Source organism: Nocardioides sp. Root140 (assembly GCF_001426745.1).
GTDB lineage: Bacteria > Actinomycetota > Actinomycetes > Propionibacteriales > Nocardioidaceae > Nocardioides.
The window spans coordinates 62,662-79,081 of record NZ_LMFI01000011.1; the positions used below are offsets into that span (position 1 = coordinate 62,662).

Below are 16,420 nucleotides of genomic sequence, written 5' to 3' on the forward strand. Positions count from 1 at the left end.
CCGTCTGAGCGTCATGGTCTAGGCCGGGGTGTCGGGCAGGCGGTCGTGCGCGGTCTGCTCGAGGGCGGTGCGGAAGGTCGGGACCGTGTCGATGAGGTCCTGCACCGCCTCGCTGGTGAAGTGCAGCACGGACAGTGGCGTCAGCGACACCACGCTCGCGTTGCGCAGCTTGTGGTTCACGATCGCGGTCTCGCCCACGGTGTCGCCCGGGCCGAGCCGGGCGATCTCCTGGCCACCTCGACGTACCGAGACCTCACCCTCCAGGAGGATGTAGGCCTTGTCGGCAGGGGTCTTCTCCCAGATCAACGACCAGTTGGCCGGGATGGTGACTGCGGTGCCGTGCTCGACGAGTGCCTTGACCTCGGAGTCGCTGAGGTCGGCGAAGCGGTCGAGGCGGGCAAGAGCCGCCTTCTCCTGTGAATGGTTCACGTGATTGATCCTCTCGAAGGGTCGACGTGTGGCGCCGCGCTCCGTCCCGGGTAGATCTTCGCGGTCGGGTCGCCGCCTGTCCAGAGAACGGCCGTTGCTGTCCGCGGATCGAGCGTGCGGCGTGGGTGAGCGTGCCGCCACGGAGGCCGGCGAGATGCTGGTTGCGCGGGACGACACATGGGAGCATGCGGACCGACCAGGCAGGGGAGGACATCGGTGAAACCAGTGGACGAGGTGGTCCGCGACCGGATCGCGCCGGTGCTCAGGCGCGCCGGGTTCCAGCGCCGGCGCCGCCACTTCTGGTTCGACAGCGCGTCCGGTGATCGGGCGTACGTCGAGGTGCGCCCGTTCAAGCTCGGCTTCCGTGAGGCCGAGTTCTTCGTCGACCTCGGGGTGCAGCCGCGGATCTGGGCCGACTGGCTCGGCCGCGACGGGGGAGAGACCCGGGACGTGCTCTGGGCCGACCGGCTGATGGTGCCCGGACGGCGCCCACCGATGGCTGATCACTGGTCCTTCGACCTGGTCGACGAGCCGGCGGGGGACCTGTTGGCCACCGAGCTGTCCGCACGTCTGCCCGAGATCCTGGGCCTGCTCGACCCGGCGTTGCTTCTGGGCTATGCCCGCACCCTGCCCCGACCGGGCCGGAAGATCAGCGTGCGGCCCGAGATCGCGCTGGCCGTGATGCTCGCCACGCAGGGCCCCTCCGACGAGCTGGAGCAGAGCCTGGGCGCGCTCGCGACGGACCCGGACTGGGTCGCGTTCGACACCGAGTTCGTCGCGTTCGTCCGTGGCTGGATCGCCCAGCACCCCGCCGACGCGCAGGACTGACCGGGCGGATCGCCCCGTTGACGGGGTCGCCGGCTGTCCAGAAAAAGGCAGTCGGTGTCCGCTGGTCGGTCGCCGTACCGCTTCCTCGGGCGCGTCGTCAAGGACTCGCCGCGAATCGAATGACATGCGTGTGATTCAGCGTCTAGGATGAGGGTCGAGCCTTCGGGCAATCACAGCAGTTAGGGGTCGAGACGCATGGACGCTGCAGAGTCCGTCAACCACGAGCAGTCCGCGGACGGGGTCTCCCTGTCGACGCGTGACAGTGAGATCCTCGAGTTCGAACGCCAGTGGTGGAAGTACGCCGGCGCGAAGGAGCAGGCGGTCCGCGAGAAGTTCGACATGTCCTCGACGCGTTACTACCAGGTGCTCAACGCCTTGATCGACAAGCCGGAGGCGCTGGCCTCCGACCCGTTGCTGGTCCGTCGCCTGCGCCGCCTCCGGGCCGCACGCCAACGCCAGCGCTCGGCCCGCCGACTCGGCTTCGAGGTCTGATCCGGTGCGCGCGAGAGACGACCGTGGTGTCGCCTTCCCCTCTCCGCTCGTCATCCTGAGCATCATCGCGGTGGCCATGGCCGGCATCGCCTACGTCACCACCATGGACCGCGGCGGCGACGGCAAGATGGAGTCCGTCTCCCAGCCGGCACCCTCGCCCACCTCGTCGTCGCCGACGGCCGACCCCGAGCCGGCGCCCGTGGTGAAGAAGAAGCCCAAGAAGGTCGTCAAGGGCAAGGTCTACGTCGAGGTCTACAACAACTCCAACATCTCCGGACTGGCCGGCTCCACCGCCTCCAAGGCGCAGTCGTTCGGCTGGCAGGTCGTGGCCTCCGACAACTGGCACGGCACGATCCCGGCCTCCACTGTCTATTACCCCGCCCGGCTCAAGGCGGCCGGCAAGCTGCTCGCCAAGGACCTCGGCATCGCCCGCGTGATCCCCGCGGTCGACCCCATGGGCGGCGACCGCCTGACCGTCATCCTCACCCCCGACTACACCTCCTGACCCGCCCCTCGAGCGGTCAGAGTCGGGCGGAGGCGGCGTCGCGACTGAGCTGCCGCAGGAGGTCGAGCACGCCCTCGGGCCCGTCGACCGAGACGTCCGCACGCCGCAGCAGCGCGCCCTGTTCGTCGGACGACGAGCACACCAGCAACGTGGCCTGGCCCGCCTGCCGCAGCTCCTCGACTGCCGCGAAGGCCTCCAGGTCGCCCAGGTCGTCGCCGGCGAACATGAAGCCGCGCGTCGACAGCTCCTCGGCGATGGTGTGCACGGCGTCGCCCTTGTGGGTGCCCGGGGCACGCACCTCGATCACGCTGCGCCCCGGCTCCACGGTCAGGTCGTTGGCCGCGGCGAGCTCGGAGACCGGGCCAAGGAGTCGCTCGAACGCGGCGGTCGCGTCCGGCAGCCGCCGGGTGTGTACGGCGACCGCCAGCCCCTTCTCCTCGACGTACGCGTCGAATGCATCGGCCCGTCGCAGCAGTGAGGGCAACCCGAGCAGGAAGCTGGCCAGGCCGTGCGGCGGACGCGGCGAGATCACCCGGCGGTTGACCGAGGACCACCGCTCGTTGCCGTACTGCCCGAAGATGTAGAGCTCCTTGCCCATCTCGCCGATCGCGTTGCCGACGTCGTCGAGTCCGCCGAGCGCGAGGGCCTGGCGGGCGGGCCGACCGGTGATGATCGCGATCGCGGCCACGTGCTCGGCCAGCTCGACGAGGACCTCGCCGGCGTCGGGGTGGATCCGGGCCAGGCTGGGGTCGTCGACGATCGGCGACAGGGTGCCGTCGAGGTCGAGTCCGATGACACTGTCAGCGGCGACACGCACCAGCGCGGCGTACCGCTCCTCACCTGTCGCGGAGATGAACTCCATGGGTCCACCCAATCATGTCCGTTCGGTGCGCGTTCCGGATGCTGCCGTCGTACGACGAGGCGCCCTGGTGCGAGACGGCGTACGACGACCGCGCGTGGCGACGCACGACGACGGATCGACGCGACTCCGACGCCTCGAGCGTGTCCGCATCCCGGACCCGATGTGCACATCGTGAGACAGGCTGCGTAGGCTGAGCAACAGCTCATCGAGAGGGACTGAGGGAACGGCCCAGTGAAGTCCCGGCAACCGCCACGAGCCCCCTGACCCGGCCCCGCCGGATCAGTCGTGGAAACGGTGCTAATTCCGGCCCGCGGCGAGATACGCCGTTGGGGAAGATGAGAAGGAGGACTCATGAGCGCACCAACAGTCGAGGCCGGCAAGACACTCCGCGAAGGCGCCTTCGGCAATGCCACCGGCCTGTCGTGTCGCGAGTGCGGCCACCAGATCGCGCTGGGTCCCCACTACGCGTGTCCGGAGTGCTTCGGACCCCTCGAGATCGCCTACGACTTCCCGGCCGTGACCCGCGAGCAGATCGAGGCCGGCCCCGCGAACATCTGGCGCTACAAGGCCCTGCTGCCGGTGCCCGACGACATCGAGCAGAGCCCCAACACCGAGCCCGGCTTCACCCGCCTGCTCAAGGCTGACAACCTCGGTCGCGAGCTCGGCATCGACAACCTGTGGGTGAAGGACGACTCGACCAACCCCACCAACTCGTTCAAGGACCGCGTCGTCGCCTGCGCACTCAGCGCCGCCCGCGAGTTCGACGCCAAGGTCTTCGCCTGCCCCAGCACCGGCAACCTGGCCAACGCGGTCGCCGCCGCCGGTGCCCGTGCCGGCATCAAGACGGTCGTGTTCATCCCGAGCAACCTCGAGCAGCCCAAGCAGGTGAACTCGGCGGTCTTCACCGACAACCTCATCGCCGTCGACGGCAACTACGACGACGTCAACAAACTGGCCTCCGAGATCGCCGGCGAAGAGGACGGCTGGGCGTTCGTGAACGTCAACGTGCGTCCCTACTACGCCGAGGGCTCCAAGACGCTCGGCTACGAGATCGCCGAGCAGCTCGGCTGGCGCCTGCCCGACCAGATCGTGATCCCGGTGGCCTCCGGCTCCCAGCTGACCAAGGTCGACAAGGCCTTCCAGGAGCTGATCAAGCTCGGCCTCGTCGAGGACAAGCCCTACCGCGTGTACGGCGCGCAGGCCGAGGGGTGCTCGCCGGTCTCGGTGGCCTACAAGGCCGGCGTCGACGCGATCCGCCCGGTCAAGCCCGACACCATCGCCAAGTCGCTGGCCATCGGCAACCCGGCCGACGGCATCTACGTGCTCGACGTGTGCCGGCGCTCGGGCGGAGCGGTCGAGGACATCACCGACGACCAGGTCCGCGACGCGATCGTGCTGCTGGCCCGCACCGAGGGCATCTTCACCGAGACCGCCGGCGGCACCACGGTCGGCGTACTCAAGAAGCTGGTCGAGACCGGACAGCTCGACACCTCGCTCGAGACCGTCGTGATCAACACCGGCCACGGTCTCAAGACCCTCGACGCGGTCTCCGAACGGGTCAGCGCCCGGGTCACGATCGCCCCGTCCTACGACGCCTTCGTCGCCGCCAACATCATCTGACGAACCGTGGATTCTTGATGCGCGAACCGTGGGTTCTTGCGCCTCGAACCCGCAATCCTTGATGCACACCCGACCCCAGGAGTAGCCATGAGCGTTTCCGTCCGCATCCCGACCATCCTGCGCACCTACACCGGTGGCGAGTCCGAGGTCACCGCCGAGGGTGGCACGCTCGCCGAGGTGCTCGACAACCTCGACGCCAACCATGAGGGCATCAAGGCGCGCGTGCTCGACGACAACGGCGCCCTGCGCCGCTTCGTCAACGTGTACGTCGGCAACGAGGACGTCCGCTTCCTCGACAACCTCGAGACGCCCACGGCCGACGGCGTACAGGTCTCGATCATCCCCGCGGTGGCCGGCGGCTGCTGAGCCCGGGCCCGTCGCAGCTGCGGTGCCGGACGTGCGGACGCCGCGCGGTGAGGAAGTGCGGCAGTTCGACCGCTTAGACGTGGTGTTGAGCGGGCGCCGTTGCCCGGTGTGGGTGAACTGCCGTAGTTCCTGACGCGCGATGATGAGCACATGGACCACACCTACGCGCTCGACCTGACCTGGCAGGGCAACCGCGGCACCGGCACCAGCGGCTATCGCGACTACACCCGCGACGTGCTCCTGCGTGCCGACGGCAAGCCGGACCTCGAAGCATCGGCCGACCCGACCTTCCGCGGTGACCGCGGCCGCTGGAATCCCGAGGAGCTGCTGCTCGCCGCGCTCGCCGAGTGTCACCTGCTGTCCTACCTGCACTCCGCGGTCAACCACGGCGTCGTGGTCACGGCGTACGACGACTCGCCGGTCGGCACCATGGCACAGGTCGGCCAGGGCGGACGCTTCACCTCGGTGGTGCTGCGTCCTCGCGTGGTCGTCGCCGCGCCGGACCAGGTCGAGACCGCGCTGGCCATCCACCACGAGGCCAGCGAGAACTGCTTCATCGCCGCGTCCGTGAACTTCCCGGTCACGCACGAGCCGACGGTCACCGTCGCCCCCTGATCGACCTGTCGCCAGTTCTGATCGACCCGTCGTGAGTTCGCGAACTGGCGACGGGTCACCTGGAACTGGCGACGGGTCACCTGGAACTGGCGACGGGTCACCTGGAACTGGCGACAGGTCACCCGGATGACGTGGGGGCGTACGACGAGCGGCCCTGCGTTCATTTCGACATACAGTTCGACCCGGCAACGACGGGGTTGAGCCGGCCGACCGCGACCACCTCCGCGAACTGCCTGTTGAAATGAACGGCTCACGGCTCGTTCAGCAGTTCCAACGCGAGGGACGCGCTGGCGCGGTAGTCGACCTTGCTGACCGGGGTGCGCGGCACCTGGTCGACGAAGACGAACACCTTGGGCACCTTGTAGTTCGCGATCAGCGCGTGGCAGTGCTCGCGGAGCTCCTCGGCCGAGACGGACACCAGACCGGGTCCGGAGTCGGCAGCGGCGCCGTCCACCGAGACTCCCTCGCGCAGCTGCACGAGAGCAGTCACCTGTTGCCCCCAGCGCTCGTGCGGCGTGCCCACGACCACCGCGTCGAAGACGTCGTCGTGGCGCAGCAACACCGCCTCCACCTCCTCGGGGTGCACCTTCTCGCCGCCGGTGTTGATGCAGACCGAACCGCGGCCAAGGACGGTGACCGAGCCGTCCTCCTCGCGGCGCGCGAAGTCGCCCGGGACCGCCCACCGCACCCCGTCGATCTCGCGGAACGTCGCCGCGGACCTCACCGGGTCCTTGTAGTAGCCCAGAGGCACCGGTCCGGACCGACCCAGCATGCCGGTCACCCCCGGCGGGCAGGGCTCGAAGGACGCGTCGAAGACCTCGACCTGGTCGCTGACGTCGAAACGCGGCGCACCCGCTGCGGCCGTGGAGCCGTCGTCGATGCGGGCACCGGTCGCGCCGGACTCCGAGGCGCCGTACGAGTCGAGGATGAAGCGGTCCGGCAGGGCCCGACGGATCTGCTCCCGCACGCCTTCCGACAGGGGCGCCGCGCCGTTCGACACCGCGACCAGGGATGAGAGGTCCCATCGGGTAGGGGCGGCCAGGATCGCCTCGGCCACCGGTCGGCCCATCGCGTCGCCGAGGAAGGTCAGCGAGTTGACTCGCGCCCGCTCGACCAGGTCGAGGATGCGTTCGGCGTCGAAGTTGGGCTCGGTGAAGAGCCCCACCGCGGCGCCGGCCATGTGCGCGTTGCCCATGATCCACTGGCTGCCGCCGTGCATCATCGGGCCACAGGCGAGCAGCACCAGCGGGTTCTCGTTGGCCGTGGCCTCGTTGGCCAACTGCTCCACGGAGTCGAAGGGCGCCCCGAACCTGCTCTGGTTCAACGCCGCCCGCATGAGGTCCTCCTGGCGCCAGACCACGCCCTTGGGGCTGCCGGTCGTGCCGCCGGTGTAGAGCACGTAGTGGTCGTCGGACGAACGCCCGGCCAGCCGTGTGGCGGAGGCCGCGGCCAGCGCGTCGTCGTACGCCGGACCGAGCTCGACCATGTGCTCCAGCAGCGGCAGGTCGAGCGCGCGTACGGCGTCGACGTACGCCGGGTCCACGAGGGTGGCGACGCAGTCGGCGTTGTCGTAGAGGTAGGCCAGTTCGTCGCTGAGGTACTTGTAGTTGATGTTGATCGGTACGGCGCGCGCCTTCAGGCAGCCGTAGAACGCATCGACCCACTCGATGCGGTTCGCGGAGTGCACCGCCACGTGGTCACCGGGCCGGATGCCGAGCGAGACCAGGTGGTTGGCCAGCCGGGTCGACCGGTCGTCGATCTCGGCGAAGCTCCAGTCGCGGTCGATCGTGCGTACGGCGGCGCGGTCCGGGATCGCGTCGGCCATGGCCTCGATCAGGTCGGCCAACGTGAGGGGACGCCCCGGTGCTGTGGTCTGGGTCACACGAGAAGGATCGCGGTTGGGCCGTCGCGCGTAAATGGCGGGTCTCGGTGGATGGCTCGGGTCGAGGTCGTCGGCGTCGAACGCCGGGTCATTGGGTCGAGCGGGGGCGCCGGGTGAGGGAGGTCCAGTCGCCGAACTCGGGCCAGTCTTCCCAGTGCGTCGTGCTGAAGTCGCGTGGGTCAGCCGACGTCGTTCACGGTGGTCTGGATCTCGCCGATCTGCAGCTGAGCGGCGGGGCCGGGCACTCCCGTGACCTGCTGCGTGACTGCCTGGCCGTCGGGAAGCGTGAAGGACACGTCGTAGACCGTGGACACGGTCACGGAGTATTCGCCCTTGCGGTCATAGCCATGCTCGACGGAACCCGCCTGGCCCACCTCGGCACCTTCGATGCCGGTGCCGGTCGCGCTGTTGCCGTCGCCGAAGTCCCACGTGGTCTCGCCGCCGGTGAACCGGACCGCGATGGAGTGGCCGAACAGGTTCACCGTGCGGGTCACGTCGGGTGCGTCGGCGTAGTAGTTGTTGGGGATGTTCACGTAGGACTGCGTCGCGGGCTCGACGTGCGGCTGTGTCTTGGGCGCCAGAGCACGGGCCACCTGGACCACCATCTCGGCGGTCACGACGGGCGTGGTCGGCATCGGGTCATCAGGGCCCTTGCACACCGTCGCGACCTGATCCCACGCGGTGGGCTTCCGGCCGTCGGCGAAGATCGTGCGGCGGTAGACCCAGAAGCGAATGGCTCCTGTTTCGCCCATGGCGTCGCAGGTGTTGACCGCGGCACCGCACAGGACGTCCGCACCGCCCTCGGGCGCGTTGATCGAACAGGTGGGCACGTACTTGTACTCCGGCCACTGGGTCGGGGGAGTGTAGGTACCGTCGTCGCCGATGCTGTGGTCGATGACGTCCTGGAAACCATTCTCCTGTTGGCCCGTGATCTCGGTGCCGTGTTCCGTCTCGCCGCTACCCCAGCCGTCGTCGTCGCCCGCGATCGCTGCGTTGACGGGTGCCAGGAGAACGCCGAGGAAGAGCGCCAGAGACCCAAGTGCGCGGTACGCCTTCATCTGCTCAACCCCCGTAGGTGAGTCGGTAATCTTCGAGGAGCCACGACTTGTCGCCCTGCGACCAGCGCAGGTCGGCCTCGAACGACCCCGGTGTCGGAGTCTTCGGCCCGAGCTTCCTTCCGGCGTCGTTGATCTTCTTTCCTGCCGGCATCTTGAACGTCGTCACAAGGGAGTAACGGTCAGGCGACTGATCCATGACGTAGACCTGCTCGGCAGTGGGCAGTCGGTTCGGAATGTAGGCAATGCCTTCCTCGATCTGCTGTCGAGTGACCTCGGCATCGCTCTTGCAGGACTTGCACTTGCTCCAGTCGGCGACGATCTCCCGGGCCACGGAGACATCGCGGGCTGCAAAGCCGTACTGCACCAGCTGGAGGGCAAAGCCCGTGAACTCCTTGGCAGAGGCCAAGGTCTTCGTCTGGGTCTCAGGTGCGCTGGGCTGTGTCATCCCCGCCGGGAGGTTGGCTGGCACATCGCTCGACTCGCTCGAGGTCTCCGAGGGGCTGGACGAGGCGGACTTGTCGAGGTTGAGGTCGCGATCCTTCTCGTCATCGCCGCAAGCGGCGATGAGGGTCAACGACAGGACAGCAGCAACGATCCCGAGCTTTCGCACCACAGGGTCTCCAAGTTTCGTCGGCGGGGCATCCATGAAACTACCCGGCCCGACCTTTGTCGAAACCGACCGTTCACTCCGGACCCCAACGCCGTTGGGCGCCCGGTCGGTTCCGCATGGTTCAAGTGGAGTGATGAGACTTCGACCGCTCACCCTCGTCGCGGGAGCGATCAGCGTCGGCGCCGCCGGCTTCCTGGTGGGCTCGCGCCAACTGCTGCGCGCCCAGGCCGCCCAGGCCCGCGCGTTGATCGGCAAGCCGCTCGGGGAGGAGGCACTCGACGCGGACCGCACCTTCAAGAAGAGGTACGGCGACCCGATCCACCTGCTGGTGCTCGGTGACTCGATCGCTGCCGGACTCGGTGCCGAGCTGCCCAGTCACACCCCCGGGGCCAGGCTCGCGAAGTACGTCGCGAAGCAGGCGCACCGGTCTGTCGTGCTGCACACCGGTGCGCAGGTCGGGGCGGAGAGCTCGATGCTGGCCGACCAGCTGGGCGCGCTGAAGTCGTCGTACCGCCCTGACGTCGCGGTCGTCATCGTCGGGGGCAACGACGTCACCCACCGGGTGCCGGTCTCCGAGTCGGTCGACCACCTGTCGGCCTGCATCAGTGCACTCCAGGAAAGAGGAGCGTCGGTCGTCGTCGGCACCTGCCCCGACCTGGGCATGCTGCGACCGGTGCCGCAGCCGTTGCGGGCCCTCGGCTCGCGGGCGTCTCGACAGCTCGCCGTCGCGCAACGCGCGGCCGCGTTGACGTTGGGTGCCCGGGCAGTGGACCTGGCCGAAGTGGTCGGGCCGTTCTTCATCACGAACCCCGACGAGATGTTCAGCCTCGACCGCTTCCACCCGTCGTCGCTCGGCTACAAGCGCACCGCCAAGGCCGTGTTGCCTTCGGTGCTGGCCGCGCTCGGGATCGCCGACGACGTGCCGTTCGGCCACCACGCCCCGGCCTGACCTCAGTCCGGATCAGCGACAGGCCTGGTCCAGCAAGGCCTGTGCCCGGGCCCGGGTGCGCACGTCGGGCAGCCGCAGCACCCTCACCAGCGGATCGTCACCCAGCCGCGCAGCCATCAGGAAGTGGAAGGTCTGGCTGCTCTCGATCAGTGCGTGCACGTCGCACCGCGGGACCACCATCGTCATGGGGAAAGTCCGTCGGTCCACCCCGGGAGGCAGCACCGCCGGCTGGTCCAGATGCAGTTCGAGCAGGACGGATCCGACGATCTCGGGCACCACGATCCGGCGTTCCTCGGACCGGCGGGTCAGCGTGATGTGGCCGGCCAGCTGCGTACGCCGGCCGCTCCCGACCAGCTGCCTCGGCCCGTCGTAGGAGAGTCGTACGGCGGACTCGACCCGGCGTTCGTCGCACTCCCGTTGCCAGATGCGGGTGACGAAGCCGGTGCCACTCGCATCCAGCGTGCGGCGTACGACGTCGTTCCCGACGCGGACCCGGCCGATCACCGGCTTGCTCGTCGGCGCGAGTGCCGAACAGTCCGGTGTGGGGAGCGTGATGTTGAGATCGAGCGTCCGACCAGCCTCGACGGTCGTGGAGTAGTCGTCGAGGAACTTCCCGTAGCCGGGCCAGTCGAGCCCCACGCCGGTGACCGTGAGGTCGTCCGACGAGGAGTTGACCACCCGCAGCTGTGCGCGTGGCGTGCCCTCGAAGACACGTTGCTGCACGAACGACATCGCCACGTCGGGCACCTCGGGCTGGGTCTCCACGGCGCACCCGGCAGTCAGCAACAACAGGGCGCCGCCCAGTCGCTTCGCGATCGACATGCTCCCCAGTCTCACGCATCTCACCGAAACCCGGTTGGTGCGCGAGGGCCGCGCACCCTTCGCCCGGGCTTACGCTCGCCGCATGACCAACGTGTTGCTGGCGACCTGCACCGGCTGGCCCGACGGCGAGCCGGGGGCGCCGGCCCTCGAACAGGCCCTCACCGCCCGTGGACTGTCGTCGCGCTGGGTGGCCTGGGACGACGAGACTGTCGACTGGTCGAAGGCCGACGTGGTCGCCGTGCGCTCGACGTGGGACTACGTCAACAGGTACGCCGAGTTCGTGACCTGGGCACGCGAGGTGGAGCGCGAGACCGTGTTGCTCAACGGCGCCGACGTGTTCGCCTGGAACCTCGACAAGGCCTATCTGGCCCACCTCGACGGTGTGCCCGCCGTACCCACCATGACCGCAGACTCGGTCGCCGAGCTGGCAGACGGTGTGCGCAGGTTCGGCACCGCCGTGGTGAAGCCGCGCGTGGGCGGCGGCGGCTCGGGCGTGCTCGTCTTCGACGACCCCGACGACCCGAACCTTGGCCGCGCAGAGCACGAGCACCCGCTGCTGCCGCGGCCGGAAGGGCCATGGGTGGTGCAGCCGTTGGTCGAGTCGGTGCGCACCGAGGGCGAGACGTCGGTCTTCGTGCTGGGCGGCCGCGCGGTCTCCCAGGTCGACAAGCTGCCCGCGGGCGACGAGATCCGGGTCCATGAGCACTTCGGTGGCTCGTCGCGACCGGTGCCGCTGCGCCCGGAGTGCGCCGATCTGGCCACCGAGGCGTGTACGGCGGCGTCGCGAAAGCTCGGTCGGACCCTGCACTACGGGCGGGTCGACATGATGCGGCTGGCCGACGGATCCCTTGCGGTCAGTGAACTCGAGCTGATCGAGCCGGGCCTCTATCTCGACGTGCTGCCGGGCAATGCAGAGCCCTTCGCGGAGATGGTGGCCAGAACAGTCTCCTGACCTCCAACCATTTGGCTGTCGCCCGCGTTTGACTGTCATGCAGCGAACGGGGAGACCAGATGACCACCGGTGACAGGGAGTCGTTCACGCTGTGGGCGACCGAGCGGCAGGGCGCGTTGCTGCGCACCGCCGTCCTCGTCACCGGCGACCACCAGCGCGCCGAGGACCTGGTGCAGGAGGCGCTGACCAAGGTCGCGCTGCGCTGGGGCAGGCTGCGCGACGGCCAGCCGGACGCCTACGCCCGGACCGTCATCGTGCGCGACAACATCTCCTGGTGGCGCCGGCATCGCCGCGAGAGGGTCGGCCTTCCTGAGTACGACGACCGCGCGGCCCCGGTCTCCGGTGCGACCAGTGAGCGGCAGCTGATGCTGCGTGACGCGCTCGCCCGGCTGACCGCCCGACAGCGGGCGGTGATCGTGCTGCGCTTCTACGACGACTTCACCGAGACCCAGACCGCGGACGTCCTCGGCGTCGCGGTCGGCACGGTCAAGAGTCAGACCCACCTGGCCCTGCGCCGACTGCGCGAAGCCGCGCCCCAACTGGCCGAACTCCTGACGGAGGACTCCTGATGACCGAACGACGATTGAAGGACCTGCTCCACGAGAGCGTCGACGGACTGCCCCCGGTGCCACTCGCCGACGCCGCGTGGACGGACGCCGTACGGCGCCGGCGCCGCACCCGCATCGCCGGTACGGCGGCAGCGGTCGCCGCGGTGGCGGTGATCGCCGGGTCGGTCTCCTTGCTGGGTGGTCCCGACGATGACGGGAGCGCGCCCCCGGCCACGCAGCCGTCGAACACGAGGCCCGCCGACCCCCGCCTGCCGAACTCGACCGACGCGGCGTCGACGGGTACCGAGCCCGACGGGCGCCACGGTGACTGGCGGGTCTACTGGGGCCCGGCAGACAAGCAGGAGGCGCGCCTGCCGCGAATGGATTCGCCGCTGCCACGGCAGGTCGACCTCTCGGCCGATGCCACCGACCTCGCGGACGACCCGATCGACACCGCCCTCGCGGCGTACGCCGTCATGGACGGCAGCGGACTGCGCACGGTGCTCCTGCTCGCTCCCGACGGTTCCCTGCGCAGGGTCGACGTCTCCCGCGTCCAGCCGTTGGTCGACGACTCCGGCAACGTGATCGCCGCCGGCACCAACATGCTGTCGCCCAAGGGCGACCACCTGCAGTTCCCGCAGAACGGCAGCGTCCTGATGCTCACCCTGGCCACGGGCGAATGGCGCAGGATCGAGGTCGGCGAGGCGGTCACCGAGCACGCGACGTGGGTCGGCGATGACCTCCACCTGCCGAGCACCGTCGGAGGCGCGGGTCCGCTCTACGGCGTCGACGGCCAGAGGACGGGTGCGTCCCGACGAGGCCTGCCGACGGCTCCGCCGGGCGACGACGTGACGCCGTACGGCCTCGCTCGGTCGGGTCCGAAGGGCGTCGCCCAGAGCTGGTCCGGGGCCGACGGACTTCCGGTCGCCGACCACGAGGTCACGCCGTCCGAGGTGATGGTCGTGCAGGGCTTCGACGAGAGCGACAGCGCGCTGCTGGTCTTCGGCTCCAAGGCGTTCGCCAACCTGGGTGGCGAACGCAACAAGGAGTGCTGTCCCGTGAAGTTCTGGCTCGACGACGACTGGGTGGTCTATGAGGCACAGGACGGGAGCCCCCGGTTGATCGCCTGGCAGGTCGGAACCCATGACTTCCGCAGGGTCTCCGAGCTCACGGGACTGAAGCCCGACCAGGAGTACGCCGTTTCCAGCTACGCCCGGATCTGGTCCTGACCACGACTCGAGATCATTTGCACTCTCATGGGTCGAGTGCTAAACATGAGGCTGGCACTCTCATCAAGAGAGTGACAACAACGGGACCGGTGAGTTGAGGTCCGAAGCGTCGGCGGGAAGGGTCCGCCGGGTCAGCCGGATCGTCCGTCGCGGGCAGCTCTCCGACTCCGTTCCAACTCTTATGCACAGCAAGGAATCGCAGGAGTTATGCCGAAGCTGATTGCTTTCAACGAAGAGGCGCGCCGCGGCCTCGAGCGGGGCATGAACACCCTCGCCGACGCCGTCAAGGTGACCCTCGGCCCCAAGGGCCGCAACGTCGTCCTGGAGAAGAAGTGGGGCGCCCCCACGATCACCAACGACGGTGTGTCGATCGCCAAGGAGATCGAGCTCGAGGACCCGTACGAGAAGATCGGGGCCGAGCTCGTCAAGGAGGTCGCCAAGAAGACCGACGACGTCGCCGGTGACGGTACGACGACGGCCACCGTCCTCGCCCAGGCAATGGTCCGCGAGGGTCTGCGCAACGTGGCCGCGGGTGCGAACCCGATGGGCCTCAAGCGCGGCATCGAGGCCGCTGTCGCCGCCGTGTCCGAGCAGCTGCTCGCCATGGCCAAGGACATCGAGACCAAGGAGCAGATCGCCTCTGCCGCCACCATCTCCGCCGGTGGCGACACCACCGTCGGTGACGCCATCGCCGAGGCGATGGACAAGGTCGGCAAGGAAGGCGTCATCACGGTCGAGGAGTCGAACACGTTCGGCATCGACCTCGAGCTGACCGAGGGCATGCGGTTCGACAAGGGCTACATCTCGGCCTACTTCGTCACCGACCCCGAGCGCATGGAGACGGTTCTCGAGGACGCCTACGTCCTCATCGCGAACCAGAAGATCTCCAACGTCAAGGACCTGCTCCCGCTCCTCGAGAAGGTCATGCAGTCCGGCAAGCCGCTGCTGATCCTCGCCGAGGACGTCGACGGGGAGGCCCTCTCGACGCTGGTCGTCAACAAGATCCGTGGCACCTTCAAGTCCGTGGCCGTCAAGGCCCCCGGCTTCGGTGACCGCCGCAAGGCCATGCTCCAGGACATCGCGATCCTGACCGGTGGCCAGGTCATCTCCGAAGAGGTCGGCCTCAAGCTGGAGTCGACCGGCATCGAGCTGCTCGGCCAGGCCCGCAAGGTCGTCATCACCAAGGACGAGACCACCATCGTCGAGGGCTCGGGCGACCAGGCCCAGATCGAGGGCCGGGTCAACCAGATCCGCGCCGAGATCGAGAACTCCGACTCCGACTACGACCGCGAGAAGCTGCAGGAGCGCCTGGCCAAGCTGGCCGGCGGCGTTGCGGTGATCAAGGTCGGCGCGGCCACCGAGGTCGAGCTCAAGGAGCGCAAGCACCGCATCGAGGACGCCGTTCGCAACGCGAAGGCTGCCGTCGAAGAGGGCATCGTCGCCGGCGGTGGCGTGGCGCTGGTCCAGGCTGCCGACGCCGCGTTCGAGAAGATCAACCTCGAGGGTGACGAGGCCACCGGCGCGAACATCGTGCGCGTGGCCACCGACGCTCCGCTGAAGCAGATCGCGATCAACGCCGGCCTCGAGGGCGGCGTCGTCGCGGAGAAGGTGCGCAACCTGGAGTCGGGCCACGGCCTCAACGCCGCGACCGGCGAGTACGTCGACATGATCGCCGCGGGCATCATCGACCCCGCCAAGGTCACGCGCTCGGCGCTGCAGAACGCTGCGTCGATCGCCGCGCTGTTCCTCACCACCGAGGCAGTCGTCGCGGACAAGCCCGAGAAGGCTGCTCCGATGGGCGACCCGTCCGGCGGCATGGGCGGCATGGGCGGCATGGACTTCTGATCGCCAGATCACCACGCTGCACACAGCATCAACCGAACGGCCCCGGGTTCTCCCGGGGCCGTTCGGCCATTTCGTCCCGCGAGCCGTGGATTGTTGATGCGCGAGCCGTGTGCGGTTGATGCGCGAGCCGTGGATTGTTGATGCGCGAACCGTGGATTCTTGGTGCTCCGTGCACGTGGCCGGCTGGAACCGGGGCCTAGACTCGCCACCATGCGCAGATCTCTCGTGGCCGTTCCGCTGTTGCTCGTTCTCGCCCTCACCGCCGGTTGCGGAGACGACGACAAGGACAAGAAGGACGAGTCCAAGCCGAGCGAGACCACGTCGACGACGACCGAGCCCAGCGAGGACTCTTCGACCTCACCTTCGACGCAGCCGACCGAGCCGGTGACCTCGAAGCAGTTCTGCGACGACGCCAAGGACGCGTTGAAGGGCGACTCGGCGAGCCAGGTGTTGCAGCAGGTGGCGACGGTGGTCGCCGACGGCCTGCCCGAGGACATGCCGCAGGACGCGGTCGACGGCATCCAGGTGCTGATCGACATCGCGCCGCAACTCGAGAAGACCTCGACGGCCCTGAAGGCCTACACCGACCTCTCGTCGGAGAAGCGCGGCAAGGTCAACGCGCTGGCCACCTACCTGACCACCACGTGCGGGCAGAACCTCGTGGCGGACATCATCCCGGCGCTGAAGGACATCCCGTCCGAGCTGCTCTCGCTGCTGCCCAGCGACCTGCCCACCGTGATGCCCTCGAGCTGACCTGCTCGAGGTCGACCCGGATCCGCCGTTCGCCAGTCTCCTGGTCATCGAGCGT

The 16,420-nt window shown here is 68.7% G+C and carries 18 protein-coding genes and 1 riboswitch; of the genes, 12 read left to right on the forward strand and 6 right to left on the reverse strand.

The annotated features are described in order from the left end of the window. Positions 1-18 precede the first annotated feature (18 nt). Positions 19-429, reverse strand: a complete 411-nt coding sequence (locus ASD30_RS27625; protein WP_082563998.1) for a Crp/Fnr family transcriptional regulator — start codon at positions 427-429, stop codon at positions 19-21. A gap of 216 nt (positions 430-645) precedes the next feature. On the opposite strand from ASD30_RS27625, the gene ASD30_RS27630 reads away from it, so the two are divergent. The 3 genes from ASD30_RS27630 (at position 646) to ASD30_RS18905 (ending at position 2,254) form a co-directional block, all read left to right on the forward strand. Further along, entirely contained in the window at positions 646-1,257 is a 612-nt protein-coding gene (locus ASD30_RS27630; protein ID WP_235532632.1) for a hypothetical protein, read from the forward strand. A 195-nt stretch (positions 1,258-1,452) separates the two neighbouring features. Next, a complete protein-coding gene (locus ASD30_RS18900; protein ID WP_056685427.1) occupies positions 1,453-1,749 on the forward strand; it encodes a DUF3263 domain-containing protein in 297 nt (98 codons plus the stop codon). A 4-nt stretch (positions 1,750-1,753) separates the two neighbouring features. Continuing rightward, positions 1,754-2,254 carry a LytR C-terminal domain-containing protein gene (locus tag ASD30_RS18905; protein ID WP_056685430.1) on the forward strand — a complete coding sequence of 167 codons (501 nt, stop codon included), beginning with the start codon at positions 1,754-1,756 and terminating at the stop codon, positions 2,252-2,254. A 16-nt stretch (positions 2,255-2,270) separates the two neighbouring features. Here ASD30_RS18905 and otsB read toward each other — a convergent pair whose 3' ends face one another. Then, positions 2,271-3,116 (reverse strand): trehalose-phosphatase, encoded by an 846-nt coding sequence (gene otsB / locus ASD30_RS18910; protein WP_056685432.1) that lies wholly within the window; start codon positions 3,114-3,116, stop codon positions 2,271-2,273. Between the two features lie 199 nt (positions 3,117-3,315). Further along, positions 3,316-3,458, forward strand: a riboswitch (SAM riboswitch). Positions 3,459-3,467: 9 nt separating this feature from the next. On the opposite strand from otsB, the gene thrC reads away from it, so the two are divergent. The 3 genes from thrC to ASD30_RS18925 all read left to right on the forward strand — a co-directional run bounded on the left by thrC (position 3,468) and on the right by ASD30_RS18925 (position 5,717). Continuing rightward, on the forward strand, positions 3,468-4,736 hold the full coding sequence (thrC, locus tag ASD30_RS18915; RefSeq protein WP_056685435.1) for a threonine synthase: 1,269 nt from the start codon (positions 3,468-3,470) through the stop codon (positions 4,734-4,736). 87 nt (positions 4,737-4,823) lie between these two features. After that, the gene (locus ASD30_RS18920; protein ID WP_056685439.1) at positions 4,824-5,102 is read left to right on the forward strand and encodes a MoaD/ThiS family protein; all 279 of its coding nucleotides are present in this window, start codon (positions 4,824-4,826) and stop codon (positions 5,100-5,102) included. Between the two features lie 150 nt (positions 5,103-5,252). Beyond that, positions 5,253-5,717: an OsmC family protein gene (locus ASD30_RS18925; protein WP_056685442.1), complete on the forward strand. Its 465-nt coding sequence runs from the start codon at positions 5,253-5,255 to the stop codon at positions 5,715-5,717. A 250-nt stretch (positions 5,718-5,967) separates the two neighbouring features. Here ASD30_RS18925 and ASD30_RS18930 read toward each other — a convergent pair whose 3' ends face one another. From ASD30_RS18930 to ASD30_RS18940, 3 genes are all read right to left on the reverse strand, one after another. Next, positions 5,968-7,599 (reverse strand): AMP-binding protein, encoded by a 1,632-nt coding sequence (locus ASD30_RS18930; RefSeq protein ID WP_156393708.1) that lies wholly within the window; start codon positions 7,597-7,599, stop codon positions 5,968-5,970. Between the two features lie 179 nt (positions 7,600-7,778). After that, the gene (locus ASD30_RS18935) at positions 7,779-8,657 is read right to left on the reverse strand and encodes a hypothetical protein (protein ID WP_056685449.1); all 879 of its coding nucleotides are present in this window, start codon (positions 8,655-8,657) and stop codon (positions 7,779-7,781) included. Positions 8,658-8,661: 4 nt separating this feature from the next. Further along, on the reverse strand, positions 8,662-9,303 hold the full coding sequence (locus ASD30_RS18940; protein WP_156393709.1) for a hypothetical protein: 642 nt from the start codon (positions 9,301-9,303) through the stop codon (positions 8,662-8,664). Between the two features lie 97 nt (positions 9,304-9,400). Between ASD30_RS18940 and ASD30_RS18945 the strand changes: the two genes are divergently transcribed. Then, positions 9,401-10,216: an SGNH/GDSL hydrolase family protein gene (locus ASD30_RS18945; protein ID WP_056685455.1), complete on the forward strand. Its 816-nt coding sequence runs from the start codon at positions 9,401-9,403 to the stop codon at positions 10,214-10,216. A gap of 12 nt (positions 10,217-10,228) precedes the next feature. On the opposite strand, the gene ASD30_RS18950 is transcribed toward ASD30_RS18945, so the two are convergent. Then, positions 10,229-11,038, reverse strand: a complete 810-nt coding sequence (locus tag ASD30_RS18950) for a hypothetical protein (RefSeq protein ID WP_056685458.1) — start codon at positions 11,036-11,038, stop codon at positions 10,229-10,231. A gap of 82 nt (positions 11,039-11,120) precedes the next feature. Here ASD30_RS18950 and ASD30_RS18955 point away from each other — a divergent pair, with 82 nt between their 5' ends. From ASD30_RS18955 to ASD30_RS18975, 5 genes are all read left to right on the forward strand, one after another. After that, the gene (locus ASD30_RS18955; protein ID WP_162251011.1) at positions 11,121-11,990 is read left to right on the forward strand and encodes an ATP-grasp domain-containing protein; all 870 of its coding nucleotides are present in this window, start codon (positions 11,121-11,123) and stop codon (positions 11,988-11,990) included. Between the two features lie 59 nt (positions 11,991-12,049). Next, positions 12,050-12,559 (forward strand): SigE family RNA polymerase sigma factor, encoded by a 510-nt coding sequence (locus ASD30_RS18960; protein ID WP_056685464.1) that lies wholly within the window; start codon positions 12,050-12,052, stop codon positions 12,557-12,559. Next, on the forward strand, positions 12,559-13,767 hold the full coding sequence (locus tag ASD30_RS18965; protein WP_056685467.1) for a hypothetical protein: 1,209 nt from the start codon (positions 12,559-12,561) through the stop codon (positions 13,765-13,767). The genes ASD30_RS18960 and ASD30_RS18965 overlap by 1 nt, the downstream gene beginning before the upstream one ends. A 207-nt stretch (positions 13,768-13,974) precedes the next feature. Next, a complete protein-coding gene (groL, locus tag ASD30_RS18970; RefSeq protein WP_056685470.1) occupies positions 13,975-15,612 on the forward strand; it encodes a chaperonin GroEL in 1,638 nt (545 codons plus the stop codon). 210 nt (positions 15,613-15,822) lie between these two features. After that, on the forward strand, positions 15,823-16,365 hold the full coding sequence (locus ASD30_RS18975; RefSeq protein ID WP_056685473.1) for a hypothetical protein: 543 nt from the start codon (positions 15,823-15,825) through the stop codon (positions 16,363-16,365). Positions 16,366-16,420 lie beyond the last annotated feature (55 nt).